Genomic DNA, 25350 nt, shown 5'->3' with positions numbered 1-25350 from the left:
CTGTGGAAGTTACCATCTGCGGCATCAATGGCTATTCACTATTTGCGCATGAGTATTCAACTTAATAGCATCAACTGCTTCTACGGCGTGCATCAGGCGCTTTTTGACATCCAGCTCAATTGTCCCGCCGGTGAAACCCTGGTTTTACTTGGGCCAAGTGGTGCAGGCAAAAGCTCCCTGTTACGTGTTCTGAACCTGCTGGAAATGCCCCGTTCAGGCACACTGCAAATCGCCGGTAACACCTTCGATTTCACCCGCAAACCGGATGAAAAAGCGATCCGCGAACTGCGTCAGAATGTCGGCATGGTTTTCCAGCAATACAATCTGTGGCCGCACCGCACCGTGCTCGACAACTTACTGGAAGCCCCGATGCGTGTATTGGGTCTGACCAAAGAGGTGGCGGTGCAACGCGCTCAGAAATTGCTGACCCGTCTGCGACTGACTGATTATGCCGATCGTTTTCCGCTGCATCTTTCCGGTGGCCAGCAACAGCGTGTGGCCATTGCCCGTGCGCTGATGATGGAGCCTCAGGTTCTGCTGTTTGATGAACCGACCGCCGCGCTTGACCCGGAAATCACCGCCCAGATCGTCAGCATTATTCGTGAACTGGCTGGCACCGGCATTACTCAGGTTATCGTGACCCACGAAGTGGAAGTCGCGCGTAAAACCGCGAGCCGCGTGGTGTACATGGAAAACGGACGGATCGTGGAACAAGGCGACGCCTCTGTTTTCGCCCAGCCGCAAACCAAAGAGTTTGCCAGCTACCTGTCCCATTAATTTGGTTGTCTATAAATACATTAATTGATGTTTTCTACGGAGTTAGCGATGAAAAAATTAGTAATTGCCGCGGTTCTGGCTACCGTCAGTTTGTCAGCCAGCGCTGCTGACACCATCCGTTTCGCGATGGAAGCGTCTTATCCTCCGTTTGAGTTTGTAGACTCCAGTAACCAGATCCAGGGCTTTGATGTCGATCTGGCGAACGCCATGTGTAAAGAGATGCAGGCGACCTGTACCTTTACTAACCAGGCATTCGACAGCCTGATCCCAAGCCTGAAATTCCGTCGTTTTGACGCTGTTATCTCCGGTATGGACATCACCCCTGAGCGCCAGAAACAAGTGGCGTTCACCAACGCGTACTACGACAACTCCGCCTTGTTCATCGCGCACTCCGGCCAGTTCACTGACGTCGCTGCGCTGAAAGGCAAACGTGTCGGTATGCAAAACGGCACCACGCATCAGAAATACCTGATGGATAAGCACCCTGAAATCACCGCTGTGCCTTATGACAGCTATCAGAATGCCGTGCTGGATCTGAAAAATGGTCGTCTGGACGCGGTGTTCGGTGATACAGCCGTGGTCAACGAGTGGCTCAAGCAGAACAAAAACCTGGCCGCCGTGGGTGACAAAATCACTGACGCGACTTACTTCGGTACCGGTCTGGGTGTTGCTGTTCGTCAGAACAATACCGAATTGCTGACGAAGCTCAATGATGCACTGGCGAAAGTCAAAGCTGACGGCACCTACAAGACGCTGTATTCAAAATGGTTCCAGCAATAAGTTTGCCTATCAATGAATGAATTCCAACCTTTAGCCAGCGCCGCCGGGATGACCGTCGGCCTTGCCGTTTGTGCGCTGATCCTCGGCCTGGTGCTGGCGATGATTTTCGCTGTCTGGGAATCCGCACCCTGGAAGCCGCTCAGCTGGCTGGGCACCGCGTGGGTCACCGTGCTGCGCGGCCTGCCGGAAATTCTGGTGGTGCTGTTCATCTATTTCGGCTCCTCACAGTTGCTGATGGTGCTGGCCGATGGCTTTAGCATCAACCTCGGCCTGTTTGCCATTCCGATCAAGTTGCCCATCGAGAACTTCGAAGTCAGCCCGTTCGTTTGTGGCGTGATCGCCCTTTCCCTGCTCTATTCCGCCTATGCCTCGCAGACATTGCGTGGCGCGCTGAAAGCCGTACCGCAGGGCCAGTGGGAATCCGGTCAGGTGCTGGGCATGAAAAAATCGGCGATTTTCTTTCGCCTGATCATGCCGCAAATGTGGCGTCACGCGTTACCGGGCCTGAGTAATCAGTGGCTGGTGCTGTTGAAAGACACCGCGCTGGTGTCGCTTATCAGCGTGAACGATCTGATGCTGCAAACCAAAAGCATTGCGACCCGCACTCAGGAGCCGTTTACCTGGTACGTGATTGCGGCCTGCATTTATCTGCTTGTCACCCTGTTCAGCCAGTTCGTGATTAAACGCATCGAACTGCGTACCACCCGCTTTGAACGGAGTGCTTCGTGATGTGGGAATATTTACCTGAAGTCCTCAAAGGATTGCACACCAGCCTGACGCTGACCGTGGCAGCATTGGTTGTGGCGCTGATACTGGCCATGCTGTTTACCGTGATCCTGACGCTGAAAGTGCCGGTCGTCAGCCAGATCGTGAAAGCCTATATCACGCTGTTTACAGGTACCCCGCTGCTGGTACAAATCTTCCTGATTTACTACGGTCCGGGCCAGTTTCCGTCGATCCGTGAAATTCCCTGGTTGTGGGAAGTGCTGTCACAGCCGTGGCTTTGCGCGATGTTTGCGCTGGCGCTGAACAGCGCCGCGTACACCACGCAGCTGTTTACCGGCGCGGTGCGGGCCATCCCGTCCGGCCAGTGGCAATCCTGTGAAGCGCTAGGCATGTCGAAACCGCAAACCCTGCGCATTCTTCTGCCGTACGCGTTTAAACGTGCACTCTCGTCCTATTCCAATGAAGTGGTGCTGGTCTTTAAAAGTACCTCACTGGCTTACACCATCACCCTGATGGATGTAATGGGCCACAGCCAGCTGATGTATGGCCGCACCTACGATGTGATGGTGTTTGGCGCCGCAGGCCTGGTCTATCTTTGCGTTAACGGGTTACTGACCCTGATGATGCGTCTGATAGAACGCCGCGCGCTGGCCTTTGAACGCCGCAACTGATTCTGATATGCAAAACGAAAGGGACGAGAAATCGTCCCTTTTTTTACATCCAAATTTCGGTGCACATTCTGCTTTATAATTTTTTAATCAAATTTATTGCATATAAATTCATTTAATGGCACTTTAAACGAAGCCTCACTTCCTGCCAGTTAGCCGATTACATTAATAAAATCAGTAAACTGTATCATGAAGGGAATGTCATTTTTTGAACAGGAATGTATTGCATGAAAAAGCTGATCCTCGCTGCCCTCTTGTCTGCCACTGCTTTTGCCGCCACCGCTGCGGATACGATTCGTTTCGGCACATCGGCGACTTATCCGCCGTTTGAATCGATCGGCGCTGACAATCAGATTATTGGTTTTGATATCGATCTGGCGAACGCGCTGTGTAAGCAGATGCAGGAAACCTGCACCTTTACCAATCAGCCTTTTGACGGCCTGATCCCGGCACTGAAATTCCGTCGTTTTGACGTGATCATCTCCGGGATGGATATCACCGAAGAGCGCAGCAAGCAGGTGACGTTTACTCAACCGTACTACGCCAATACCGCAATGATCATCGGGCCGAAGGGCAAATTCTCTTCAATGGCCGATCTGAAAGGCAAACGTGTCGGGCTGGAAAATGGCACCACGCACCAGAAATACCTGATGGAAAAACACCCTGAAATCACCACCGTCGGTTATGACAGCTATCAGAATGCGATTCTGGATCTGAAAAGTGGTCGTCTGGATGGCCTGCTGGGCGATACGGCGGTGCTGAACGGCTGGCTGAAATCCAACCCGAATTTAGGCGAAGTTGGCGAGCTTATCAAAGACCCGCAATACTTTGGTACCGGTGTCGGTATGGCAGTGCGTCCTGATAATAAGGAACTGCTGGCGAAGCTGAACACGGCGCTCGAAGGCATTAAAGCGAACGGCGAATTCCAGAAGATTAATGACAAGTGGTTCCCCGCTCACTGATTTCTGTCTGATCCTTCTTTAACAGCCGTCTTAAAAGACGGCTGTTATGCGTAACATCTCTCAAAAATGCAAACCAGCTAAAGTTATTACATTCAAAAAGTGACATCCGTCACACTTAGTTCATGAAATGACTTCTACACTGTGAAACCGTAACTACTTCGAGATCGAATGTTTATGCACGCACGTTTTCACACCGCCTTTGCGGCACTCCCTGAAAATCTGTCCTCCGCGCTTGAGCCGCTTTTACGACATGATGACTTCCCGGCAATGCTCACCGCGGCTGACGTTGCGCATGTAAAACAGGCGACCGGACTGGACGACGACGCACTGGCCTTTGCGCTGTTACCTCTGGCAGCGGCCTGTTCCGTTACCCCGATATCGCATTTCCACGTCGGCGCGATTGCACGCGGCATCTCCGGCAACCTCTATTTCGGTGCCAATATGGAGTTCGCCGGTGCGCCAATGCAGCAAACCGTTCACGCGGAGCAGTCTGCGGTCACGCATGCCTGGCTGCGCGGCGAAACTCGTCTGGCTTCCATCACGGTGAATTACACGCCTTGCGGCCACTGCCGTCAGTTTATGAACGAACTGACCAGCGGCACGGCGCTGGATATCCATCTGCCGGATCGTGATGTCGCCACACTCGGCGATTATCTGCCGCACTCTTTCGGGCCGAAAGATTTAGACATCACCACCCTGCTGATGGACAAGGTCAATCACGGTTATCAGCTTGAAGGGGCTGACTCACTGGCTCAGCTGGCGCTGGATGCCTGCAATCAGAGCCATGCGCCTTACAGTCAGTCGCACAGCGGCGTGGCGCTGGAAACCCACAGCGGCAAACAGTTTGGCGGCCGCTACGCCGAAAACGCCGCATTCAACCCGGGCCTGCCTCCGCTCCAGGCGGCACTGATCCTGCTGAATATGTCCGGTGAGGATTGCCTGAAAGTACGCCGCGCCGTGCTGGTGGAAAACGCCGGTGCGCTTATCACGCAAAATGACGCCACCCGCGCCACGCTCAACGCCATCGGTTGCGGGGACGTCACCACCCTGACCTGCTGATAATTCGTGATCGGCATAACACTAATGACTACGTCACCGTAGTCATTAGTTACATAACAGTGCCAGATTTGAATTCCCCGTTTCCTCTCTGTTACCCTCATGCATCTAAAATATAAAAATTAACATTCTGAGCACCGGAAGAGTAAAACGATGGAACTTGAATACGAAAGTAAACGCCCCCTGTATATCCCGCATGCCGGCCCTATCCTGTTAGAATTTCCGTTACTGAATAAAGGCAGCGCGTTCACTGAAGAAGAACGCAACAACTTCAACCTCCACGGTCTTTTACCCGAAGCGGTGGAAACCATTGAAGAGCAGGCAGACCGCGCCTACCGTCAGTTTCAGAATTTCAAAACAGATATCGATAAACACATTTATCTGAGAAACATTCAGGACACCAACGAGACGCTGTTCTACCGTCTGCTGGACAGTCATCTCAGCGAAATGATGCCGGTCATTTACACGCCGACCGTGGGTGAAGCCTGCGAGCATTTCTCTGATATTTATCGTCGCGCCCGTGGCCTGTTCATCTCCTACCCGAACCGCGCACACATCGACGACATGTTGCAAAACGCCACCAAACAGCACGTTAAAGTGGTGGTCGTGACCGACGGCGAACGCATTCTTGGCCTGGGCGACCAGGGCATCGGCGGCATGGGCATTCCGATCGGTAAACTGTCGCTGTATACCGCCTGTGGTGGCATCAGCCCGGCCTATACCCTGCCGGTGGTGCTGGATGCCGGTACCAATAACCCGCAACTGCTCAATGACCCGCTGTACATGGGCTGGCGTCATCCGCGCATCACCGGCGAAGAGTACGATGCCTTTGTGGATCAGTTCATTCAGGCGGTGAAAATTCGCTGGCCAAATGTGCTGCTGCAGTTCGAAGATTTCGCCCAAAAAAATGCGATGCCGATCCTCGCCCGTTACCGCGATGAGTTGTGCTGCTTTAATGATGACATTCAGGGTACCGCGTCCGTGGCGCTGGGCAGCCTGATTGCTGCCAGCAAAGCCGCCGGTGGCAAGCTGAGTGACCAGACCGTTGCGTTCCTCGGTGCCGGTTCTGCCGGTTGCGGGATCGCCGAGCAAATCGTCGCACAGATGAAATCCGAAGGTCTGAGTGAAGAAGAAGCGCGCGGGAAAGTCTTCATGGTAGATCGTTTCGGTTTACTGACCGACAAACTGCCGAACCTGCTGGATTTCCAGAGCAAACTGACGCAAAAAAGCAGCACGCTGACCGGCTGGGGAATGGAAAATGACAGCATTTCACTGCTGGATGTGGTGCGCCACGCCAAACCTACCGTGCTTATTGGCGTCTCCGGCCAGCCGGGGCTGTTCACCGAAGAGATCATCCGCGAGATGCACAAACACTGTGCGCGCCCGGTGGTCATGCCGCTGAGCAACCCGACTTCCCGCGTGGAAGCCACACCGGCGGATATCCTGAACTGGACCGACGGTGCCGCACTGGTCGCCACCGGCAGCCCGTTTGCCCCGGTCAATTACAAAGGCAAACTCTATCCTATCGCGCAGTGCAACAACTCCTTCATCTTCCCTGGCATCGGGCTGGGTGTCATCGCCTCGGGCGCAACCCGCGTCACCGATGGCATGCTGATGGCTGCCAGCCGCACGCTGGCCGAGTGTTCCCCGCTCGCTACCGAAGGTACGGGTTCTCTGCTGCCGGACGTGGATGATATTCAGGGCGTCTCAAAATGTATCGCGATGGAAGTCGCCAAAGCCGCGCAACTGCAAGGTGTGGCGATGGTAACCTCAGAAGATACGCTGTCAAAAGCGATCGAACACAACTTCTGGGCTCCTCAGTACCGCACGTACAAACGTACGTCGTTCTGACGGAGTAATCAGACTGACCTGATCCTGACCAATGCCTTGTGCATTGGTCTTTTTTTTGGCGAAAAATGCAACTCTCTACGCATATCACTAAGTAATTCACTGAAAAGCGCTGAAAAAAACGGCGAAGCCCGAGGATGCAGACTTCAACGTATTGCGTCACCCTGACAGGTACAGTAGCCTTGGATCCGATTTCCATCCGATCATAAACAGGGATAACTATGATTAAGCGAATTATAGCTGGCATTACCGGCATCTTTATTCTGATGCTGGCGGTCGCTATCGGGCTTGATCGGTGGATCAGTTTGCGTACGCAACCCTACATTTATGACGAGGTGCAGTCGTTACCGCACCGTCAGGTCGGCGTGGTGCTCGGTACCTCCAAATACTACCGTACCGGCGTTATCAATCAGTATTATCTCTACCGGATCCAGGGCGCGATCAACGCTTACAACAGCGGCAAAGTAAAATATCTGCTGCTCAGCGGTGATAACGCACAACAAAGTTACAACGAACCGAGCACCATGCGTCGTGACCTGATCGCCGCCGGGATCCCTTCCAGCGACATCGTGCTCGACTACGCCGGTTTCCGCACCCTCGATTCCATCGTGCGCACCCGCAAGGTGTTCGACACCAACGATTTCATCATTATCACCCAGCGCTTCCACTGCGAACGCGCCCTGTTTATCGCCCTGCACATGGGCATTCAGGCGCAATGCTTCGCCGTGCCTTCTCCGAAAAATATGCTCAGCGTGCGCAGCCGTGAGATCTTCGCCCGCCTCGGCGCGCTGACGGATTTGTATTTGCTCAAACGCGAGCCGCGCTTCCTGGGCCCGCTGATCCCGATCCCTGCCATCCACAACGTTCCCGATGATGCTCAGGGCTATCCTGCCGTCACGCCGGAGCAGGTTCTGGCATTGCAGCAGCAACTGGAAGCTGAGAAAAAAGCCGCCATCGCCAAAGCGGCAGCCGAAAAGGCCGCTGCTGACAAAGCCGCAGCCGATAAAGCCGCGGCGGATGAAGCACAAAGACTGAAAACGGAACAGGAAGAGAATGACGCGGCGCAGGATGAAACCGAAGAGGTTGAACCAGCGGCGAAGCCCGAACCGGCGAAACCGGTGGGCAGAAATCCTTTCAGGCAGTGATCGCAGGACCACGCCCTCCCCAGCAAAGGCTGAGCGAGTGACACACCGTCTTTCTTCGCCAAAACAAAAGGCCGCATAAGCGGCCTTTCTTTTTACTGCCTGATATCTTATTTCTTCTTGGCGTACTTCAGGGAATCCAGCGCTACCGCGAAGATGATGATGCTGCCCTTGATGATGTACTGCCAGTACGGGTTGACGCCGATGTACGTCAGGCCGTAGTTGATGACGGTGAAGATCAGTACCCCGGTCACCACCCCTGCCACAGAACCTACGCCACCGGCGAATGACACGCCGCCGACCACACAGGCTGCGATGGCATCCAGTTCATACATAAAGCCGAGGTTGTTGGTCGCACTGCCGATACGCCCTGCTTCCAGCAAACCGCCGAACGCATAGAACACACCAGACAACGCATAAATCATGATCAGGTTTAACGGAACGTTAACGCCGGAAACTTTGGCCGCTTCCGGGTTACCACCGATAGCAAAGATGTTTTTACCAAAGCGGGTTTTGTTCCACAGCACCCAGACGAAACCGATAGCGATCAGCGCGTAGAAGGTGATGTAGGAGATTTTCAGCCCCCCCAGATGGATAAAGCCCTGAGCAAACTGTGAGAAGCCCGGATCAAAACCGGCCACCGGTGAGGAACCCACATAGTCGTAATACAGTGAGTTAATCCCGTAAACGATAATCATGGTGCCCAGGGTGGTAATAAACGGGGTCACGTTCAGGTAGGCGATGATCACGCCGTTGAGCAAACCAATCAGCGCGCCAACGATACACACGGTCAGAATAACCAGCGGGATCGGCACCACGTCAAGATGCGGGAAGACTTTGTTTACGTTGTCCATCGCCTGCAGCATGGTGGCCGCGACAACGGCCGCTAACCCCACCTGACGCCCGGCTGACAGGTCAGTACCCTGCGTGACAATCAGACCCGCGACGCCCAGTGCGATAATAACGCGCACGGAAGACTGCGTCAGAATGTTACTTAAGTTGACCAGACTGAGGAAACTTGGATCCTGGATGATAATAATGGCCAGCAGGACCAATAACACCACATAAATCCCGCCCTCTTTTAAATAAGTGAGCACACTTTTCTTATTTAATGCTTTCATAATAAGAACCCTTAAAAATTAGAGATGCAAGGAAGCCAGGCGTAAAATTTCGTTCTGCGAGGTATGTTTGGTTTCAACAATACCCGCAACCTGTCCATTACTCATAACCAATATTCTGTCAGTAATACCCAGCAACTCCGGCATTTCAGAGGAGATAATAATGATCCCCTTTTCTCTTTTCGCCAACTCGGTGATTAACTGGTAAATTTCAAATTTCGCCCCAACGTCAATCCCGCGCGTCGGTTCGTCCAGCATCAATATTTCCGGTTTGGTGAGTAACCAGCGCCCGATAATGACTTTTTGCTGATTCCCGCCAGACAATGAACCAATACTGGTTTTATGCCCCGGCGTTTTTACCCGCATGGAGTCGATAACCCATTGGGTATCGCTTTTCATTCGGGCGGTATCGAGCAAGCCGACTTTATTTTTATATTGACGAATATTTGAAATCAGCGAGTTAAAACCAATATCCAGATACGCATAGATACCGGTTGAACGTCGTTCTTCCGTCACCAGCGCAAAGCCGTGGTTAATGGCTTCATTCGCACTGTGATTATTAATTTTTTTGCCGTGCAGTTTAATGGTTCCGGAGACTTTCTCACGAATACCAAATAACGTCTCGACGATATCCGTACGCTTTGCACCCACTAATCCGGCGATCCCCAGAATTTCACCTTTGTGCAAATCAAAGGAAATATCACGGATCGACGGCTGGCGCATTGAGGTCAGATTGCGCACTTCGAGGATAACTTCACCCGGCACATTCAGGCGGTCAGGGAAACGCTGGCTCAGTGAACGACCGACCATCATGGAGATAATTTTATCCATGTCGAGGCCTTCGAGCGGCTGCGTGATGATCCACTGGCCGTCGCGCAGGATGGTGATTTCATCGCACAGCTGGAAAATTTCTTCCATCTTATGAGAGATATACACAATACCGCAGCCGCGATCCTTCAGCTTACGGATGATAGTGAACAGATGGTTCACCTCTTTTTCCGTCAGCGAGGAAGTGGGTTCGTCCATGATGACGATTTTTGCATTGTAGGAAAACGCCTTGGCGATTTCGATCATCTGCATCTGCGAAACGGACAATTTACCGACCTTGTCGCGCGGGTCGATATCAATGTCCAGCTCGTCAAAAATCGCTTTAGTGTCTTTGTACATTTTGTCCTGATCGACAAAAATGCCTTTCGTCGGGTAACGTCCCAGCCACATGTTGTCCATGACGGTACGTTGCAACACCAGGTTTAATTCCTGATGCACCATCGACACGCCCGTTTCGAGCGCTTCTTTTGAACTTTTAAAATTGACTTCCTGTCCCTGAAAAAGAATCGTACCGGAGTCTTTGCTGTAAATCCCAAAAAGGCATTTTAATAATGTGGATTTACCGGCGCCATTTTCACCCATCAGGGCATGAATAGAGCTGGGGCGCACTTTTAAATTCACATTATCCAACGCCCTGACGCCAGGAAATGATTTATTGATACCACTCATTTCCAGCAGGAATTCGTCCGGCTTTTCTGTTGGTGTGTCAGATAACGAATTATCGGCCATAGTTATACCTGGCTAAAGATAAAAATAAACGGGTGTATTAATACCTGATGTCAGCCCTGCGTGCGGTCAGTAAACTCACCACACGCAGGGCGACATGACGTCCTGTCAGATAAGCATTAACGTCTAATAACACTTAGTCTTTATTTACGGCTTAACCGCAATTATTTATGCCACTGCTTAGCTTTGTTTTTTATTGCTGTCTGTCTTTACTGCTTGTGCCGTATTTTTTTATTTCACGAAAGAAGACAGATTGTCTTTATCTACCGCTACGTAAGGAATACGAACCACTTTATTTTCGAGCTTCCAGTTGGTGCCATCGGCGGCTGGTTTACCTGCGGCCAGATTTCTTGCCAGATCAAACGTGGCTTTCGCCTGGTTGTTGGCATCGTTAAGCACGGTACCGGCCATCGCACCGGATTTCACCAGCGCCAGCGCTTCTGCCAGGGCATCCACACCGAAGACAGGAATGCTGGATTTGTTATGAGATTTCAGTGCTTCTACTGCGCCCATTGCCATGGCGTCGTTGTTGGCAATAACCACTTCGATTTTGTTAGCATTCGGACCAGACAACCATGCATCCATCTTGTCTTTCGCCTGTGCGGTATCCCACATTGCGGTATCAAGTTGCAGCTGGTCAGTTTTCAGGCCTTCTTTGCCATTCAGGGTACTGATGACGTACTTGGTACGCGCTTCAGCATCCGGGTGGCCCGGCTCGCCTTTGATCAGCACATATTGGATCACGCCGTCTTTGTTCAGATCCCAGGCCGGGTTCGCTTTCCAGTGCTTAGCAATCAGCTCGCCCTGGATAACGCCAGACTCTTTAGAGTCAGTACCGACGTAGTAAGCTTTATCGTAGCTGTCGAGATCTTTACGGGAAGGTTCTTTGTTATAGAAAACAACCGGAATGCCAGCGCCGCGGGCTTTCTCGATGATGACCGGGGCTGCAGCCGGGTCAACCAGGTTGATGGCTAACGCCTTCACACCCTTCGCCAGCATTACATCTACCTGGTCATTCTGGGTGGACTGGCTGTTTTGCGAGTCATTCATCAGCAGTTGCACATCTGGCGTCGCTTTCGCATCTTTCTCGATGGCTTTACGAACTTCAGACATGAAGTTGTCGTCATATTTATAGATGGTGACGCCAATTTTAGTGTCAGCAGCATGCGCGGCAAAACCAAACATCATGCTTGCAGCCAGAGTCGCCAGGGTGAAGACCTTCTTATTCATTTGTATCTCCGGTTATGTAGGGTGTTACAGAATTTGGCACCGGAACTCCATGCGGGAGCAGTACAGTTCCACATCATGTTTGTGGGTGCCTGCCATCCTTGACCTGTCACGTCCTGACTCGCTGTGAAACCAGTCCGGTGATCCGGACTCAAAGTGAATCATGTTGAAAACGAATGAATCATAATGTGCGCGATGTTAATAAACTGTGAAAGTTCTCACAGATTGAAAACGGTTACATCGCGTTATTTGATCAATAAGTGACGGGCGCCACATTTTGCCACGGCGCAACCGAGTGGCGTCTGACCAGCGTCGGCATAAAACAGTGGGAAATGCCTTCTGACAGCTGTTCTGCCGCCCCTTTCAGCGCCAGTTCGGTCGCCAGGGTCGCCATAGAAACAATCGGATAGCGCACTGTGGTCATTTTCGGGCTGGTGTAACGGGCGATCGGAATATCATCAAAGCCCACCAGTGAAAAATCAGCCGGCACATTAATTCCGTTTTCTTTCAACACTGCCATGGCACCGGCGGCCATTGAATCGTTGTAGGTAAACACCGCGCTGAGGTGCAGATTACGCCCCAGCAACTCCACCATGGCTGCTTCGCCCCCCTGCAGATCCGGGGACCCCTGCGCACGCCAGATGGCAGGCGGTGGCTCGGATGTCTGATGTGCCTGCGTCAGCGGCTGCGTCATCGCCTGTAAATACCCCTGATAACGCTGCACATCGTCCTCAATGGCGTGGCTGGAACCGATGTAACCAATGCGCTGATGCCCCTGCGAAAGCAGTAAACGGGTCGCCATTTCCGCGCCGCTGACGTTGTTAAGCCACACGCAGCGGTGCTCGTAGCCGGGGATCACCCTGTTAATCAACACCATACCGGAAACCTGATCCATAAAGCGCGACAGCTCGTCATCGCCCAGCGCCTTGGAATGCACGATCAGCGCGTTACAGCGTTGACGAATCAACACTTCAATGGCGTGCCTTTCTTTTTCAGCAATATGATAGCTGTTGCCTATCAACACATATTTTTGATGCAACTGCGCGACGGTATCCACCGCTTTCACCAGCGCTCCAAAAAAGGGATCGGACACGTCCATGACCACCACACCGATGGTATCGCTGCTTTGGGTCGCCAGCGCCTGGGCATTGGCATTTGGCCGGTAACCTAAGGTTTCAACAGCGCGCAGCACCTGTTCACGCGCCTCTTTACTGGCAATAGAAGGATTGTTCAGAACGCGGGACACGGTGGCGACTGACACCCCCGCGAGCCGGGCGACATCACGAATGGTGACCATGCGTCGCTCCGTGATCTGCCAGGGTTTGGTAAGGAGGAATACGGAAATTAATCACCCAGGAGGTAAGTAATGCAGATAAAGAGAAGCGAGGTGAAGTGCTCATGGCGTTTCCTTATTAGAGTAGTGGTCGTCAGACTGGCACGACCGCTATCCTAATCATTTTGAGGAAACGCCTGCGTGAATCTCGTCACAGGAAAGAAAACGTTTACATACAATTATGCAACGTCCATCCCAAATCTATCATTTAGGATGATGTGACAGTACAAAAATCAGTCAGCCTTGAGTTCAGTGCCCGATGCGCGAAGCGTCAGTTTACGCCACAGCCATTCGACCGGACCCTGACGGAAATGCCGTAACCACAGCAGCGTCACCAGCAGATTGCACGCCCACACCAGCGGTACCAGCGCGACCAGTTGCAACCTGTCGAAGTGCATAAAGAAGCCGAACACATTGAAGAACGTGGTGCAGATGAGGGTCTGTAACAGATAGTTGCTCAGCGCCATGCGCCCGACCTGCGAGATCCAGTGAGTGATGCGCCAGCCGGAAATCACCGACCAGAAACCGTAGCACAGCGCCAGATAGCTGACAGCCTGCATCAGCGAGCCGATTTCACGCGGCACCTGTAACAGAAAACCGCTCCAGCGATAGTCCCAGCCGGTCTTCCATTGCATATAAATCGCCGGGATCTGAATGAGCAATGAAAGCGGTAACAGTGCCGCTGCCACTTTACGATAATGCGACTCGCGAAATTCCCCTTTCAGCCAGCCACTGCGCATCAGCCCTGCCCCTGTCATCATCGCCCCCGCCAGCTCCCAGCCGTATTGCGCGCCAATCGCCAGCAGGCTTGAAGACAACAAGTCGAGCCGGTTTTGTATCGCTTCCCAGCCGCCTTTCAGCTTCCAGAACTGTTCATATTGGATCTCTGCCGGGCCGGGCATCCAGAATGTGCCGGGTGAAGGTGAGGTGATCAGGCCGAGCATCGCCAGCACGGCCACGCCAATCAGATACAAAATGATGCCGGTGGAAATCATCGACTGGCTGCTGCGCCCTTCCCGCACCATGCGCCAGCACACCAGACCGATAAGGCCGTAAGAAAGCAGAATGTCGCCGTCCCACAGAAAAATGGCGTGCAGAAATCCGCATAACAGCAACAGCGATAATCGCGCCTGGATCCAGTGTTTGCCGCGTGGCAGCAGTAAATACAAGCCGCCGCCGAACAGCATCGCGAACATCATCAGGAATTTACCCTGCGCCACGGCGTCGAGCACCGCCCAGGTCCAGACATCTGACGTTGAAGGTGCACCGGCAAAACCTGGATTCAGGTAGGCGGCCTTCGGCAAGCCAAAGGCACTGATATTGAGCAGAAGAATGCCAAAAATGGCGAGGCCACGGGCAAAATCGAGCGTGGCAATACGTGAGCGCATACCAGACGTTCCTGTTAGATAAGGGGGCAAAAAGTTGCGGGCTTCAGACAGACTAACGGCACCCGTAAGGTGCCGCAATATCAAACTTTCTGACCGGTTAACGCGCCGCCGCTTAGCTGGCGTGTCTTACGGTACGCAGGAATTCCTGACGCGTATTCTGGCTCGATTTGAACAGTCCGCCCAGCGATGTGGTGGTGGTGGCGCTGGTCGCGTCCCGCACGCCACGCGCTTTCACGCAGTAGTGCACGGCATCAATAGAGACAGCCACGTTGGTGGTGCCAAGCAACGTTTGCAGCGCCACCAGAATCTGCTGGGTCAGGCGTTCCTGAACCTGCGGGCGCTGGGAGAAGAACTGCACGATGCGGTTGATTTTCGACAGGCCGATCACCGTGTCTTTCGGGATATATGCCACGGTCGCTTTGCCGTCGATGGTCACAAAATGATGTTCACAGGTGCTGGTCAGCGTGATGTCGCGCACCGTCACCATTTCATCCACTTTCATCTTATTTTCGATGACGGTGATTTTTGGGAAATTGGCGTAATCCAGCCCGGAGAAGATTTCATCGACATACATTTTCGCGATGCGGCTTGGCGTTTCCATCAGACTGTCGTCGGAGAGATCCAGATTGAGAAGCTGCATGATGCCGGTCATGTGTTCCTGAATACGCTGTTTGCGCGTCTCATTGTCGATCGGCAGCGCTTCACGCAAAGGGGTTTCCAGACCACGGGCTAACAGGGCATCGTGAACTAAAATGGCTTCTTTACTCAGGGTAGGCATTCTTTCTTCTCCGGCAGATGTAATCACTTTGACGCAGATCACGCTAAAGTGAGGTGGCTTACTGTAGTGGAGAGCGGATTCAGAATCCAGTGATTGTGTTTCATGATGGATGAAATCGCCGCAAGTTATCAGCGGCGGCGAAACACCAGAGCACCTGCAATAATAAATCCTGCCAGGGCGACATACAGCGCAGGTTCCAGACGGTGCGTGAGCGCCGTAGAGATGGCCGACAATATCGGGCCACACAATTGCCCCACGGCGTAGCCGGTGGTCAGCAGCCCCGCCATGTAACGGCTATGATTCGGCGCCAGTTCGCGGCTGCATTGTAAGGCCAGTTGCACCACGCTCAGGAACCCGCCGCCGGTCAGTAACGCTCCCAGCACCAGCCCGCTGACCCCCGGCACCACTTCCGCACATAAAATCCCCAGCGCCTGGATCCACAATGTCAGCGCCAGACGCCGGTGAGTGGTCAGGCAATGACGCGTCAAAATCCCTATTACAATGCCAATGACCGCCGCACCGCCGAACACCGGCCAGACAAACTGTGCAAACAGGCTGTCAGGAAAACGGGCATTCGCCATCTGCGAAAGAAAAGTGGCAGGCAGAATGTAGCCAAACCCCGCCAGACTGTAGCTCCACACCAGGCGTTTCAGCGCGGGCGTCATCACCAGCGGTTCCGTCGCCACGTGCGAGCGGTGCAAATCTCCCTTCCGCGGCAGATTCGGTGTGATGATCGCCACGAAAATCAACGCCAGCACGCCGTATACGCACCAGGCCTGCGCCGAACTGAGCTGCAAACTGTGAATGCCCACGGCTAACATGCCGCTCAGGAAAATCCCCGCGCCCGGCCCGGCAAACACCGCCGCGCTCATTGCCGGACGGCCATAGTGCGCCAGCCGCTCGTTACACCACGCCGACACCATCACCATCGCCCAGCCGCTGGTCCAGCCAATCATAAACCGCACAATGCTGTGCAGCACTTCGCCGGAAATCACCGCCGACAGCAACGTCAGCACCACTCCGCCCCATACGCCGAGCCAGAGACGACGCTCAAGGTGGCGGGTCGCGCGCATGGCGTCAAAAGCACCACACAGATAACCGAGATAATTGAACGCGGCCACCAGCCCCGCACCGGTCAGGCTGAACTGATGTTCAGCTATCATTAAAGGAACCTGCGGCGTAAAGGCAAAGCGCCCGATGCCCATCGCGACCACAAAGGCCAGAAAACCACTTAACGCAATACGAAAAGCCATAACCGCTCCGAAAGGTGAAACCGCGACGCAACATTATAGAAACAGTGGGTAAACATACTGAAAGCGGATCTCCGTTAACAGTGCCTTTCTGAAAAAGAAAGTTGTCATGCATGATGCAGTAAAGTTACAATCACGAAAACTGAATAATACAAACCAAGTTGTTTACGATAAGAGAACACAGGAACTCATCATGGATCTCACCCAGTTGCGAATGTTTTGCTGCGTGGCAGAAACGGGCTCACTGGCGCGTGCGGCAGAGCAGTTACATCGCGTGCCGTCAAACCTGACCACCCGTCTGCGCCAGCTCGAACTCGAACTGGGCACCGATTTGTTTATCCGTGAGAAGCAGCGCATCCGCCTTTCCGCGATGGGCCATAACTTTCTTAATTACGCCGAGCGTATTCTGGCGCTGAGCGAAGAAGCGATGAGCATCACGCATGCAGGCGAACCCGCCGGGAACTTCGCCTTAGGCTCAATGGAAAGCACCGCCGCCACCCGTCTGCCGTCACTGCTCGCGGCCTATCATCAGGCGTACCCGCAAGTGGCCCTTTCGCTGGTCACCGGCACGTCCGGCGAGATCATCGACAGCGTGCGGGCAGGACGTCTTGCGGCTGCGCTGGTCGACGGCCCGATCGACTTTGACGATCTCAACGGCTGTATTTCGTATCGTGAACGGATGGTGGTGATCACCCCGCCGGGTGAATCGCCCCTTGAAGCCCCCGCAGGCCGCAGCGGCCATACCGTTTTCGCCTTCCGCCCGAGCTGTTCGTATCGCCAGCGTTTACAGGGGTGGATTAAGCAGATGAATGTGCCGGTGGCGAACACCCTGGAAATTCAGTCCTACCATTCCATGATGGCGTGCGTTGCCAGCGGTGCGGGCATCGCCATGGTGCCGCGATCGGTGCTGGAGCAACTGCCCGGCCACGAGCGCGTAAATATTCACGAAATCCCGGATGAATTCGCCGATACCGCCACCTGGCTTATCTGGCGGCGGGATGCTTTCAGCCCCAACGTGCGGGCGCTGAAAGAACAGATCATCGTACAAAATGACGGGGTGGTCCCGTTACTGAAACACCCGCTTGCCGGTGAACATGACCCGGCACTGCATCCCACCTATTAAGTAAAAACACCTGACTGGAGCTACATAATGAAAATGATCAAAACGCGCGCGGCCGTCGCCTGGGGCCCGAATCAACCTCTTTCCATCGAAGAAGTGGATTTGATGCCACCGCAAAAAGGCGAAGTGCTGGTGCGTATCGTCGCCACCGGTGTTTGTCATACTGATGCTTACACGCTGTCCGGCAAAGATCCGGAAGGCGTATTCCCGGCGATCCTCGGCCATGAAGGCGGCGGCGTGGTAGAAGCGGTCGGCGAAGGCGTCACCACTCTGGCCGTGGGCGACCATGTGATCCCGTTGTACACGCCGGAATGTGGCGAGTGTAAATACTGTAAATCCGGCAAAACTAACCTGTGTCAGGCAATCCGCACCACGCAGGGCAAAGGCCTGATGCCGGATGGCACCACGCGTTTCTCTAAAGATGGCAAGCCGATTTTCCATTACATGGGCACGTCCACGTTCTCCGAATACACCGTAGTACCGGAAATTTCACTGGCGAAAATCAACAAAGAAGCGCCGCTGGAAGAGGTCTGCCTGCTGGGTTGTGGCGTCACTACCGGTATGGGCGCGGTCATGAACACTGCAAAAGTGAAGAAAGGCGACACCGTGGCGATCTTCGGCCTCGGCGGTATCGGTCTTTCTGCGGTGATCGGTGCCGTGATGGCGGGCGCAGGCCGCATTATTGGTGTTGATCTGAACACCAGTAAGTTCGATCTGGCACGCAAACTTGGCGCAACCGACCTGATCAATCCGAAAGATTTTGATAAGCCGATTCAGGAAGTGATCGTCGAAATGACCGACGGCGGCGTGGACTTCTCCTTCGAATGCATCGGTAACGTCAACGTGATGCGTTCAGCGCTGGAATGCTGCCATAAAGGCTGGGGCGAATCCGTCATCATCGGCGTGGCCGGTGCGGGTGAAGAGATCTCCACCCGTCCGTTCCAGCTGGTGACAGGCCGCGTATGGCGCGGTTCCGCTTTCGGTGGCGTCAAAGGCCGCAGCGAATTGCCGGGCATCGTGCAGCGTTATCTGGATGGCGAATTCGCCCTCAACGATTTCATCACGCACACCATGCCACTGGAAGACATCAATGAAGCCTTTGATTTGATGCACGAAGGTAAGTCGATCCGTACGGTGATTCATTTCAACAAGTAAGGAAGTGTCGATGAGCAGCTCAATTGAACTCCTCGAAGAACACCGGATGTTTGGCGGCTGGCAGCAGCGCTACCGCCATACCTCGGCGAGCCTGAATTGCAGCATGACGTTCAGCATTTACCTGCCGCCGGCGAAGGACGACACGCCGCCGCCGGTGCTGTACTGGCTGTCGGGCCTGACCTGTAATGACGAAAACTTTACCGTTAAAGCCGGGGCGCAGCGCGTCGCGGCAGAACTCGGTCTGGTGCTGGTGATGCCGGATACCAGCCCGCGCGGGGAAGGCGTCGCCAACGATGAGGGTTACGATCTCGGTCAGGGTGCAGGCTTCTATCTGAACGCCACGCAGGCGCCCTGGGCGTCTCATTACCGGATGTACGATTATCTGGTGGATGAACTGCCTGCGCTGATTAACAGCCACTTTAAGGTCAGCGATCGTCAGTCGATTTCCGGCCACTCCATGGGCGGCCACGGGGCATTGATGCTGGCATTGCGTAACCCGCAGCGCTTCCTTTCAGTGTCTGCTTTTGCGCCGATCGTGAATCCGTCACAGGTGCCATGGGGGCGTAAAGCTTTCAGCGCGTATCTGGGGGATGACGAGAGTCAGTGGCTGCAATACGACAGTTGCCACCTGCTGAGTTCACTGCCAGCGGATCAGTACCCGTTCCCGATTTTAGTCGATCAGGGCGACGGTGATCAGTTCCTGGCGGATCAGCTGCAACCCTCAAAACTGGCAGAAATCGCCCGTCAGCGCGGATGGCCGTTACAGCTGCGCGCGCAGCCGGGTTATGACCACAGTTACTTTACGATTGCGTCATTTGTGGAAGATCACCTGAGATTCCATGCGGAGTTTTTGCATCCGAAGGTGTGAGCGCGTAATGCCTTTCGATGCTGAGTGAGAAATTTTTGGTTTCTCAATAACGGTTACCACGTCGCAATGAGTGCAAAACCGGCCAGAGAGGGCGATGACAGCCCTCTCTGGCATTTCCACGTCTTAATCTCCACGCTGCGCGATCCCTTAATTCTTCAGTTTTGGATCCAGCGCATCCCGTAATCCATCGCCCAATAAATTAAACGCCAGCACGGTCAGGAATATTGCCAGGCTTGGGAATATGGCCACGTGCGGTGCCATGACCATGTCGGCGCGGGCTTCGTTAAGCATCGCGCCCCACTCCGGCGTTGGCGGTTGCGCACCCATGCCAAGGAACGACAGGCTGGCCGCGGTGATAATCGACGTGCCGATACGCATGGTGAAATAGACCACGATCGAGGAAAGCGTGCCGGGCAGAATGTGGCGGAAGAGGATTGTGGCATCTGAGGCGCCGATGCTGCGTGCAGATTCAATGTAGGTCTGCTGTTTAAGCACCAGCGTGTTGCCACGCACCAGCCGCGCGAACGCCGGGATGCTGAATATCGCCACGGCAATGATGACGTTCGACATGCCGTTACCCATCACCGCCACCACGGCGATCGCCAGCAGAATGCCGGGGAAGGCGAACAATACGTCGCAAACGCGCATGGTGATGCGATCCCACCAGCCTTCGTAATATCCCGCCAGCAGCCCGAACACCGTGCCGATCGCCGCGCCGAGCACCACAGAAAGCACGCCCGCCGTCAGTGAAATCCGCGTCCCCATCAGAATACGGCTGAAAATATCGCGCCCGAGAGAATCGACGCCCAGCCAGTGAATCATTGACGGGCCTTCGTTCAGCCGGTCGTAATCAAAGTAATTTTCCGGATCAAAGGGCACCAGCCACGGCGCAAGAAGCGCCGCAGCAATCAGCAGCAGGATAAAAACGCCCGCTATCATCGCGATATGCTGACGGCGAAAACGACGCCAGAACGCCTTCCACGGCGTCCTGACAGATTGCGCGCTGGCCGTTTGTGCAGTGACCATCGGCAGACCCGCGAGTACGGCATTTCGCCGCCAGTTTTTCATGCGCTTGCTCACTTGTATCGGATGGAAGGGTTAATCACGGCGTACAACATGTCCACCAGCAGATTGATCAAAATGAATTCCAGCGAGAACAGCAACACTTCGGCCTGGATCACCGGGTAATCACGCATCTCCACCGAATCCACCAGCAACCGCCCTAACCCCGGCCAGTTGAAGACTTTTTCTACCACAATAGAACCGCCGAGCAGGAAACCAAACTGCAACCCCATCATGGTGACCACCGGGATCATCGCGTTACGCAAGCCGTGTTTGACGACCACAAACCCCTCGTGGACGCCCTTCGCGCGCGCGGTGCGCATGTAATCTTCCTGCATCACTTCGACGAACGAGGCGCGGGTAAAGCGCGCCATGATGGCCGCCACCGCCGCCCCCAGCGTAATGGAAGGCAGAATGTAGTGTTGCCAGGTGTCGGCACCCACGGTTGGCAGCCAGCCCAGTTCGACGGAGAACACCTGCATCAGTAACATGCCCAGAGCAAAAGCCGGAAAGGAAATACCGGAGACGGCCAGCGCCATACCGAGACGATCGGGCCAGCGGTTGCGCCAGACGGCTGACACCACGCCAATCACCAGCCCGAAAATCACAGACCACACCATGCTGGTCAGCGTCAGCCAGAAAGTCGGCATAAAACGGGAACTGATTTCATCGATCACCGGGCGCTTCGACACCATCGAGTGGCCGAAATCGCCGGTCAGCGCATTGCCGAAGAAAGTGAGAAATTGCTGATACAGCGGCTTATCCAGCCCCAGATCCTGACGCACCAGCGCCACAACGCTGGCATCCGCGTCCTGACCGGCCATCAGCCGTGCCGGATCGCCGGGCAAAAGATGAACAAACAAAAAGACCAGCACGGCCACGATCAGCAGTGTGGGGATCAATCCAAGCAGTCGTTTTAGAAAATAATTAAGCATGATTCGCTGTCTGTGATTTCACGGTACGACATCCATGTTCCGGCCACACGGAACACACGACTTCAGGGCGTACGGCACTCACGCCGCACGCCCTGAAAACTCCATCGCGAATTATTTCACATCAGCTTCATCAAAGCTGAATGCCGTATCAGGCATGACGTAGAACCCGGTCAGACGTTTGTTTTTAGCCGATACCAGACGTTCGGTCACCAGGAATGCCCAGGGTGCATCTGTCCAGATTTGTTTCTGAGCATCCGCATACAGTTTGGCTTTCTCGGCTTTGTCGGTGGTTTTCAGGGCATCGGACAAATCTTTATCGACCTGCGCATTGCTGTAAAACGCCGTGCCGAACTGTTTCGGCGGAGCCGCCTGCGTGGAGAACAGCGGCGATAACGCCCAGTCTGCTTCACCGGTAGAGGCCGACCAGCCGGTGTAGAACATGCGGACACCCGCTTCTTTCTGCCCGACGTTCTCGACCTGAGCCGCACGCTGCGCGGCATCCATCGCGGTCACGTTCACTTTGATGCCCACCTGCGCCAGCTGCTGCTGCGTGAACTGCAAGACTTTCTGCGAGGTGCTGTTGTTATGCGACGACCACAGGGTGGTCGTGAAACCGTCCGGGTAGCCCGCTTCTTTCAGCAGTGCTTTCGCTTTGGCCGGATCGTAAGGCCAGGGTTTGAATTTTGCAGCGTATTCGATGCCCTGTGGCAACGGCCCTTCCGACGGCACGGCATAACCGGCAAACGCCACTTTGATCAGCGCCTGTTTATTGATGGCATAGTTGATTGCCTCACGCACTTTCACGTTATCAAACGGTTTTTGCGTGACGTTCAGGCTGATGTAACGATGCAGAATCGACGGCGCGGTCACCAGATCCAGCTTCGGATTTTTCTCCAGCAAGGCCGCCTGCTCATAAGGCACCGGGAAGGCGAAATCCGCTTCGCCGGTTTGCAGCATCGCCGCACGGGTGTTGTTATCAACCACCGGACGCCAGGTGATGGTGTCGAGTTTTGTTTCGTCTTTCTTCCAGTAGCCATCAAATTTCTTCACTTTCACGAAGTCAGTCTGATTCCACTGATCCAGCGTATACGGACCGGTACCGACCGGATGGAAACCGATCTCTTTACCGTATTTGGTCAGCGCCGCCGGGGAAATCATCACCGCAGACGGGTGCGCCAGAATGTTGATGAACGCCGAGAACGGTTCTTTCAGCGTGATTTTCACCGTGGTGTCATCCACCGCTTCGGTGCTGGCGATATTTTTGAACAGGTTATAACGCTTGAGGTGGCTGTCCGGGTTGCTGGCGCGGTCGAAGTTCACTTTTACCGCCGCCGCGTTGAAATCCGTGCCGTCCTGGAATTTGATCCCCGGATGCAGTTTAACGGTGTAAACCAGACCGTCCGGGCTGACCGTGTAGCTGTCTGCCAGCACGTTCTCCAGTTTCATGTTTTTATCAAAGCCAAACAGACCCTGATAGAAGGATTTGGCGACCGCCTGAGACAGCGTGTCGTTGGCGTCATAAGGATCGAGCGAGGTAAAATTAGAGCCTACCGCCACCACCACGTCTTTTGCTGCCCACGCCGAAGCGGACGCCAGCGAACCGAAAACAGCGGCAGCGAGCACGGCCTGACGAATAACGTTCTTACCTTTACGTTTCTGCTGATTCATCTCAGTTCCTTTTCCTGTCTAACCCGTTTGTCTTACGAAGATTGGCGGCTCAAAATAAGCCGCCACAAAAATCAATACACGCCGGCAATCGCATGCCGCGCCACGAAATGCCCTTCCGCCACCTGCACCAGCGGCGCAACCAAAGGCTCATCATGCAAATCATGGATCGGGCTGGGAATGTCATCGACCAGCAGCGCCTGCTCTTTTCGTTTATGCGCCGGATCGGCCACCGGCACGGCCGCCATCAGTTTGCGGGTGTAAGCATGCTGCGGATTTTCAAACACCGCGCGGCGCGGGCCGATCTCAACGATCTGCCCGAGATACATCACCGCCACGCGGTGACTGATGCGCTCCACCACCGCCATGTCGTGCGAAATAAACAGAAAGGCCAGGCCAAACTCTTTCTGCAGATCCATCAGTAAATTGATGATCTGTGCCTGGATAGACACGTCCAGCGCCGACACGGATTCGTCAGCGATGACCACTTTAGGATTGAGCGCCAGCGCGCGGGCGATGCAAATGCGCTGGCGCTGCCCTCCGGAAAATTCGTGAGGATAGCGCTGCGCGTGCTCCGGCAGCAGCCCGACTTTTTCCAGCAGCCAGGCAACGCGTGCCTCCGCCTCTTTCCCCTTCGCGATGTGGTGAACCAGCAAGGGTTCCATGATCGAATACCCCACCGTCAGGCGCGGATCGAGCGAAGCGTAGGGATCCTGAAAGATAAACTGAATGTCGCGGCGCAGATGTTGCAGCGCGCTGCCGCTGACGTAGGTCAGCGGCTCGCCGTTAAAGGTGATCGTTCCACCCTGACTTTTCACCAGTTTCAGCAACGAGCGGCCGGTGGTGGATTTTCCGCAGCCGGATTCACCGACCAGCGCCAGCGTTTCGCCGGGGTATAAATCGAAACTGACTTTTTCCACTGCGTGAATGCGCCGGGTGACGCGGTTAAAAATACCGCTGCGCACATCAAAGCGGGTGACCAGATTTTTCACCTGCAAAATCGGCGCGGCGCCCGGCGTCAGGGTATTTTGCACCAGCGCCGGATCGCTCTCTTGTTGCTCAGGCAGCGGAAAGCGCGCAGGGAGCGGTTTGCCGTGCATCGAACCGAGTTTCGGCACCGCCGCCAGCAGCGCCTGGGTATACGGCTGCTGCGGGGCATGGAAAATTGCCGTGACGTCGCCGGTTTCCACGCTGTTGCCTTTATGCATCACCAGCACGCGGTCGGCAATTTCAGCCACCACGCCCATATCGTGGGTGATAAAAATGACGCCCATCTGCATCTCTTTTTGCAGCACGCGGATGAGTTGCAGGATCTGCGCCTGAATCGTCACATCCAGCGCGGTAGTCGGCTCGTCGGCAATCAGCAACGCAGGTTTGCATGACAGCGCCATCGCAATCATCACCCGCTGGCGCATACCGCCGGAAAGCTGATGTGGAAAGCTGTCGAGAATATTTTTGGCTTCGGGAATGCGCACCAGATCCAGCATCCGCAACGCTTCGGCACGGGCGGCGCGATGGTCTTTCCCCTGATGCAGACGGATGGATTCGGCAATTTGTTCGCCCACCGGAAATACCGGATTGAGCGACGTCATCGGCTCCTGAAATATCATCGCCATATCGGCACCGCGCAGGCTGCGCATCTGCGACTGCGACGCGGCCATCAGTTCAACCACTTCGCCGTTACGACGCCGAAACTGCATGTTGCCCTGTGAAATCTGCCCGCCGCCCTGCTCCACCAGACGCATCAGCGCCAGCGAAGTGACCGATTTACCGGAACCGGACTCGCCAACAATCGCCAGCGTTTCGCCGCGCCCGACCTCAAAGCTCAGACGGTTAACCGCCGGGATCACCTGACCCTCATGCGAAAACTGTACGCTGAGATTATTCACCGCCAGAACCTGGCCGGGCGGCAGGATCAGAGATGGGTTCATGGCATCC

The 25350-nt window shown here is 54.5% G+C and carries 22 protein-coding genes; 11 read left to right on the top strand and 11 right to left on the bottom strand.

Annotated elements, in window-relative coordinates; translation table 11 throughout:
* Nucleotides 1–48: 48 nt before the first annotated feature.
* The 8 genes from artP to sanA all read left to right on the top strand — a co-directional run bounded on the left by artP (nt 49) and on the right by sanA (nt 7962).
* The gene (artP, locus tag J1779_RS13410) at nt 49–777 is read left to right on the top strand and encodes an arginine ABC transporter ATP-binding protein ArtP (RefSeq protein ID WP_217204033.1); all 729 of its coding nucleotides are present in this window, start codon (nt 49–51) and stop codon (nt 775–777) included.
* A gap of 48 nt (nt 778–825) precedes the next feature.
* Nucleotides 826–1557, top strand: a complete 732-nt coding sequence (artJ, locus tag J1779_RS13405) for an arginine ABC transporter substrate-binding protein (protein WP_056769202.1) — start codon at nt 826–828, stop codon at nt 1555–1557.
* Nucleotides 1558–1569: 12 nt separating this feature from the next.
* Nucleotides 1570–2286, top strand: coding sequence for an arginine ABC transporter permease ArtQ (gene artQ / locus J1779_RS13400; RefSeq protein WP_056769200.1), 717 nt, complete (start codon nt 1570–1572; stop codon nt 2284–2286).
* Nucleotides 2286–2954, top strand: a complete 669-nt coding sequence (artM, locus tag J1779_RS13395; RefSeq protein WP_056769198.1) for an arginine ABC transporter permease ArtM — start codon at nt 2286–2288, stop codon at nt 2952–2954. Before artQ ends, artM begins: the two co-directional genes overlap by 1 nt.
* A 224-nt stretch (nt 2955–3178) precedes the next feature.
* A complete protein-coding gene (locus tag J1779_RS13390) occupies nt 3179–3913 on the top strand; it encodes an arginine ABC transporter substrate-binding protein (RefSeq protein WP_056769196.1) in 735 nt (244 codons plus the stop codon).
* Between the two features lie 174 nt (nt 3914–4087).
* Nucleotides 4088–4972: a cytidine deaminase gene (gene cdd, locus J1779_RS13385; RefSeq protein ID WP_122095603.1), complete on the top strand. Its 885-nt coding sequence runs from the start codon at nt 4088–4090 to the stop codon at nt 4970–4972.
* A gap of 150 nt (nt 4973–5122) precedes the next feature.
* Complete coding sequence (locus tag J1779_RS13380; RefSeq protein WP_217203984.1) at nt 5123–6820, top strand: NAD-dependent malic enzyme; 1698 nt, start codon at nt 5123–5125, stop codon at nt 6818–6820.
* 218 nt (nt 6821–7038) lie between these two features.
* Nucleotides 7039–7962 (top strand): outer membrane permeability protein SanA, encoded by a 924-nt coding sequence (gene sanA / locus J1779_RS13375; protein ID WP_056769193.1) that lies wholly within the window; start codon nt 7039–7041, stop codon nt 7960–7962.
* 107 nt (nt 7963–8069) lie between these two features.
* Here the strand turns inward: sanA and mglC are convergent, their stop codons facing one another.
* The 7 genes from mglC to J1779_RS13340 all read right to left on the bottom strand — a co-directional run bounded on the left by mglC (nt 8070) and on the right by J1779_RS13340 (nt 16610).
* Nucleotides 8070–9080, bottom strand: coding sequence for a galactose/methyl galactoside ABC transporter permease MglC (gene mglC / locus J1779_RS13370; RefSeq protein ID WP_056769191.1), 1011 nt, complete (start codon nt 9078–9080; stop codon nt 8070–8072).
* A gap of 18 nt (nt 9081–9098) precedes the next feature.
* Nucleotides 9099–10634, bottom strand: coding sequence for a galactose/methyl galactoside ABC transporter ATP-binding protein MglA (mglA, locus tag J1779_RS13365; RefSeq protein WP_056769190.1), 1536 nt, complete (start codon nt 10632–10634; stop codon nt 9099–9101).
* Between the two features lie 228 nt (nt 10635–10862).
* Nucleotides 10863–11861, bottom strand: coding sequence for a galactose/glucose ABC transporter substrate-binding protein MglB (mglB, locus tag J1779_RS13360; protein ID WP_056769188.1), 999 nt, complete (start codon nt 11859–11861; stop codon nt 10863–10865).
* 250 nt (nt 11862–12111) lie between these two features.
* Complete coding sequence (galS, locus tag J1779_RS13355; RefSeq protein WP_056769186.1) at nt 12112–13155, bottom strand: HTH-type transcriptional regulator GalS; 1044 nt, start codon at nt 13153–13155, stop codon at nt 12112–12114.
* A 269-nt stretch (nt 13156–13424) separates the two neighbouring features.
* A complete protein-coding gene (yeiB, locus tag J1779_RS13350; RefSeq protein ID WP_183847656.1) occupies nt 13425–14579 on the bottom strand; it encodes a DUF418 domain-containing protein YeiB in 1155 nt (384 codons plus the stop codon).
* Between the two features lie 112 nt (nt 14580–14691).
* Nucleotides 14692–15357 (bottom strand): GTP cyclohydrolase I FolE, encoded by a 666-nt coding sequence (gene folE / locus J1779_RS13345; RefSeq protein WP_056769184.1) that lies wholly within the window; start codon nt 15355–15357, stop codon nt 14692–14694.
* A gap of 128 nt (nt 15358–15485) precedes the next feature.
* On the bottom strand, nt 15486–16610 hold the full coding sequence (locus J1779_RS13340; RefSeq protein ID WP_056769182.1) for a YbfB/YjiJ family MFS transporter: 1125 nt from the start codon (nt 16608–16610) through the stop codon (nt 15486–15488).
* Nucleotides 16611–16800: 190 nt separating this feature from the next.
* Here J1779_RS13340 and ptrR point away from each other — a divergent pair, with 190 nt between their 5' ends.
* From ptrR to fghA, 3 genes are read left to right on the top strand one after another with little or no spacing between them, the layout of a single operon-like run.
* Nucleotides 16801–17730: a putrescine utilization regulator PtrR gene (gene ptrR / locus J1779_RS13335; RefSeq protein ID WP_056769180.1), complete on the top strand. Its 930-nt coding sequence runs from the start codon at nt 16801–16803 to the stop codon at nt 17728–17730.
* Nucleotides 17731–17757: 27 nt separating this feature from the next.
* Nucleotides 17758–18882: an S-(hydroxymethyl)glutathione dehydrogenase/class III alcohol dehydrogenase gene (locus tag J1779_RS13330; protein ID WP_122094711.1), complete on the top strand. Its 1125-nt coding sequence runs from the start codon at nt 17758–17760 to the stop codon at nt 18880–18882.
* A 10-nt stretch (nt 18883–18892) separates the two neighbouring features.
* Complete coding sequence (gene fghA, locus J1779_RS13325) at nt 18893–19750, top strand: S-formylglutathione hydrolase (RefSeq protein ID WP_217203983.1); 858 nt, start codon at nt 18893–18895, stop codon at nt 19748–19750.
* Nucleotides 19751–19897: 147 nt separating this feature from the next.
* On the opposite strand, the gene gsiD is transcribed toward fghA, so the two are convergent.
* The 4 genes from gsiD to gsiA all read right to left on the bottom strand — a co-directional run bounded on the left by gsiD (nt 19898) and on the right by gsiA (nt 25343).
* On the bottom strand, nt 19898–20818 hold the full coding sequence (gene gsiD, locus J1779_RS13320) for a glutathione ABC transporter permease GsiD (RefSeq protein ID WP_122094707.1): 921 nt from the start codon (nt 20816–20818) through the stop codon (nt 19898–19900).
* Between the two features lie 8 nt (nt 20819–20826).
* Nucleotides 20827–21747 (bottom strand): glutathione ABC transporter permease GsiC, encoded by a 921-nt coding sequence (gene gsiC, locus J1779_RS13315; RefSeq protein WP_056769173.1) that lies wholly within the window; start codon nt 21745–21747, stop codon nt 20827–20829.
* Between the two features lie 111 nt (nt 21748–21858).
* Nucleotides 21859–23415, bottom strand: coding sequence for a glutathione ABC transporter substrate-binding protein GsiB (gene gsiB / locus J1779_RS13310; protein WP_183847662.1), 1557 nt, complete (start codon nt 23413–23415; stop codon nt 21859–21861).
* 71 nt (nt 23416–23486) lie between these two features.
* Nucleotides 23487–25343: a glutathione ABC transporter ATP-binding protein GsiA gene (gene gsiA, locus J1779_RS13305; RefSeq protein WP_420804207.1), complete on the bottom strand. Its 1857-nt coding sequence runs from the start codon at nt 25341–25343 to the stop codon at nt 23487–23489.
* Between the last annotated feature and the right edge of the window lie 7 nt (nt 25344–25350).

The organism is Rahnella rivi (assembly GCF_019049655.1).
In the GTDB taxonomy this organism is placed as follows: domain Bacteria; phylum Pseudomonadota; class Gammaproteobacteria; order Enterobacterales; family Enterobacteriaceae; genus Rahnella; species Rahnella rivi.
Note: the sequence above shows the minus strand (reverse complement) of the source record. Positions and strands in the feature narration are given on the sequence as shown.

Coding starts and splice junctions, on each gene's coding strand:
- J1779_RS13390 (WP_056769196.1), top strand. CDS start 3,179: ATGAAAAAGCTGATCCTCGCTGCCCTCTTGTCTGCCACTGCTTTTGCC.
- yeiB (WP_183847656.1), bottom strand. CDS start 14,579: ATGCGCTCACGTATTGCCACGCTCGATTTTGCCCGTGGCCTCGCCATT.
- cdd (WP_122095603.1), top strand. CDS start 4,088: ATGCACGCACGTTTTCACACCGCCTTTGCGGCACTCCCTGAAAATCTG.
- sanA (WP_056769193.1), top strand. CDS start 7,039: ATGATTAAGCGAATTATAGCTGGCATTACCGGCATCTTTATTCTGATG.
- gsiC (WP_056769173.1), bottom strand. CDS start 21,747: ATGCTTAATTATTTTCTAAAACGACTGCTTGGATTGATCCCCACACTG.
- mglB (WP_056769188.1), bottom strand. CDS start 11,861: ATGAATAAGAAGGTCTTCACCCTGGCGACTCTGGCTGCAAGCATGATG.
- artJ (WP_056769202.1), top strand. CDS start 826: ATGAAAAAATTAGTAATTGCCGCGGTTCTGGCTACCGTCAGTTTGTCA.
- gsiD (WP_122094707.1), bottom strand. CDS start 20,818: ATGAAAAACTGGCGGCGAAATGCCGTACTCGCGGGTCTGCCGATGGTC.
- J1779_RS13330 (WP_122094711.1), top strand. CDS start 17,758: ATGAAAATGATCAAAACGCGCGCGGCCGTCGCCTGGGGCCCGAATCAA.
- J1779_RS13340 (WP_056769182.1), bottom strand. CDS start 16,610: ATGGCTTTTCGTATTGCGTTAAGTGGTTTTCTGGCCTTTGTGGTCGCG.
- ptrR (WP_056769180.1), top strand. CDS start 16,801: ATGGATCTCACCCAGTTGCGAATGTTTTGCTGCGTGGCAGAAACGGGC.
- gsiA (WP_420804207.1), bottom strand. CDS start 25,343: ATGAACCCATCTCTGATCCTGCCGCCCGGCCAGGTTCTGGCGGTGAAT.
- galS (WP_056769186.1), bottom strand. CDS start 13,155: ATGGTCACCATTCGTGATGTCGCCCGGCTCGCGGGGGTGTCAGTCGCC.
- artP (WP_217204033.1), top strand. CDS start 49: ATGAGTATTCAACTTAATAGCATCAACTGCTTCTACGGCGTGCATCAG.
- fghA (WP_217203983.1), top strand. CDS start 18,893: ATGAGCAGCTCAATTGAACTCCTCGAAGAACACCGGATGTTTGGCGGC.
- J1779_RS13380 (WP_217203984.1), top strand. CDS start 5,123: ATGGAACTTGAATACGAAAGTAAACGCCCCCTGTATATCCCGCATGCC.
- gsiB (WP_183847662.1), bottom strand. CDS start 23,415: ATGAATCAGCAGAAACGTAAAGGTAAGAACGTTATTCGTCAGGCCGTG.
- artQ (WP_056769200.1), top strand. CDS start 1,570: ATGAATGAATTCCAACCTTTAGCCAGCGCCGCCGGGATGACCGTCGGC.
- mglC (WP_056769191.1), bottom strand. CDS start 9,080: ATGAAAGCATTAAATAAGAAAAGTGTGCTCACTTATTTAAAAGAGGGC.
- artM (WP_056769198.1), top strand. CDS start 2,286: ATGTGGGAATATTTACCTGAAGTCCTCAAAGGATTGCACACCAGCCTG.
- mglA (WP_056769190.1), bottom strand. CDS start 10,634: ATGGCCGATAATTCGTTATCTGACACACCAACAGAAAAGCCGGACGAA.
- folE (WP_056769184.1), bottom strand. CDS start 15,357: ATGCCTACCCTGAGTAAAGAAGCCATTTTAGTTCACGATGCCCTGTTA.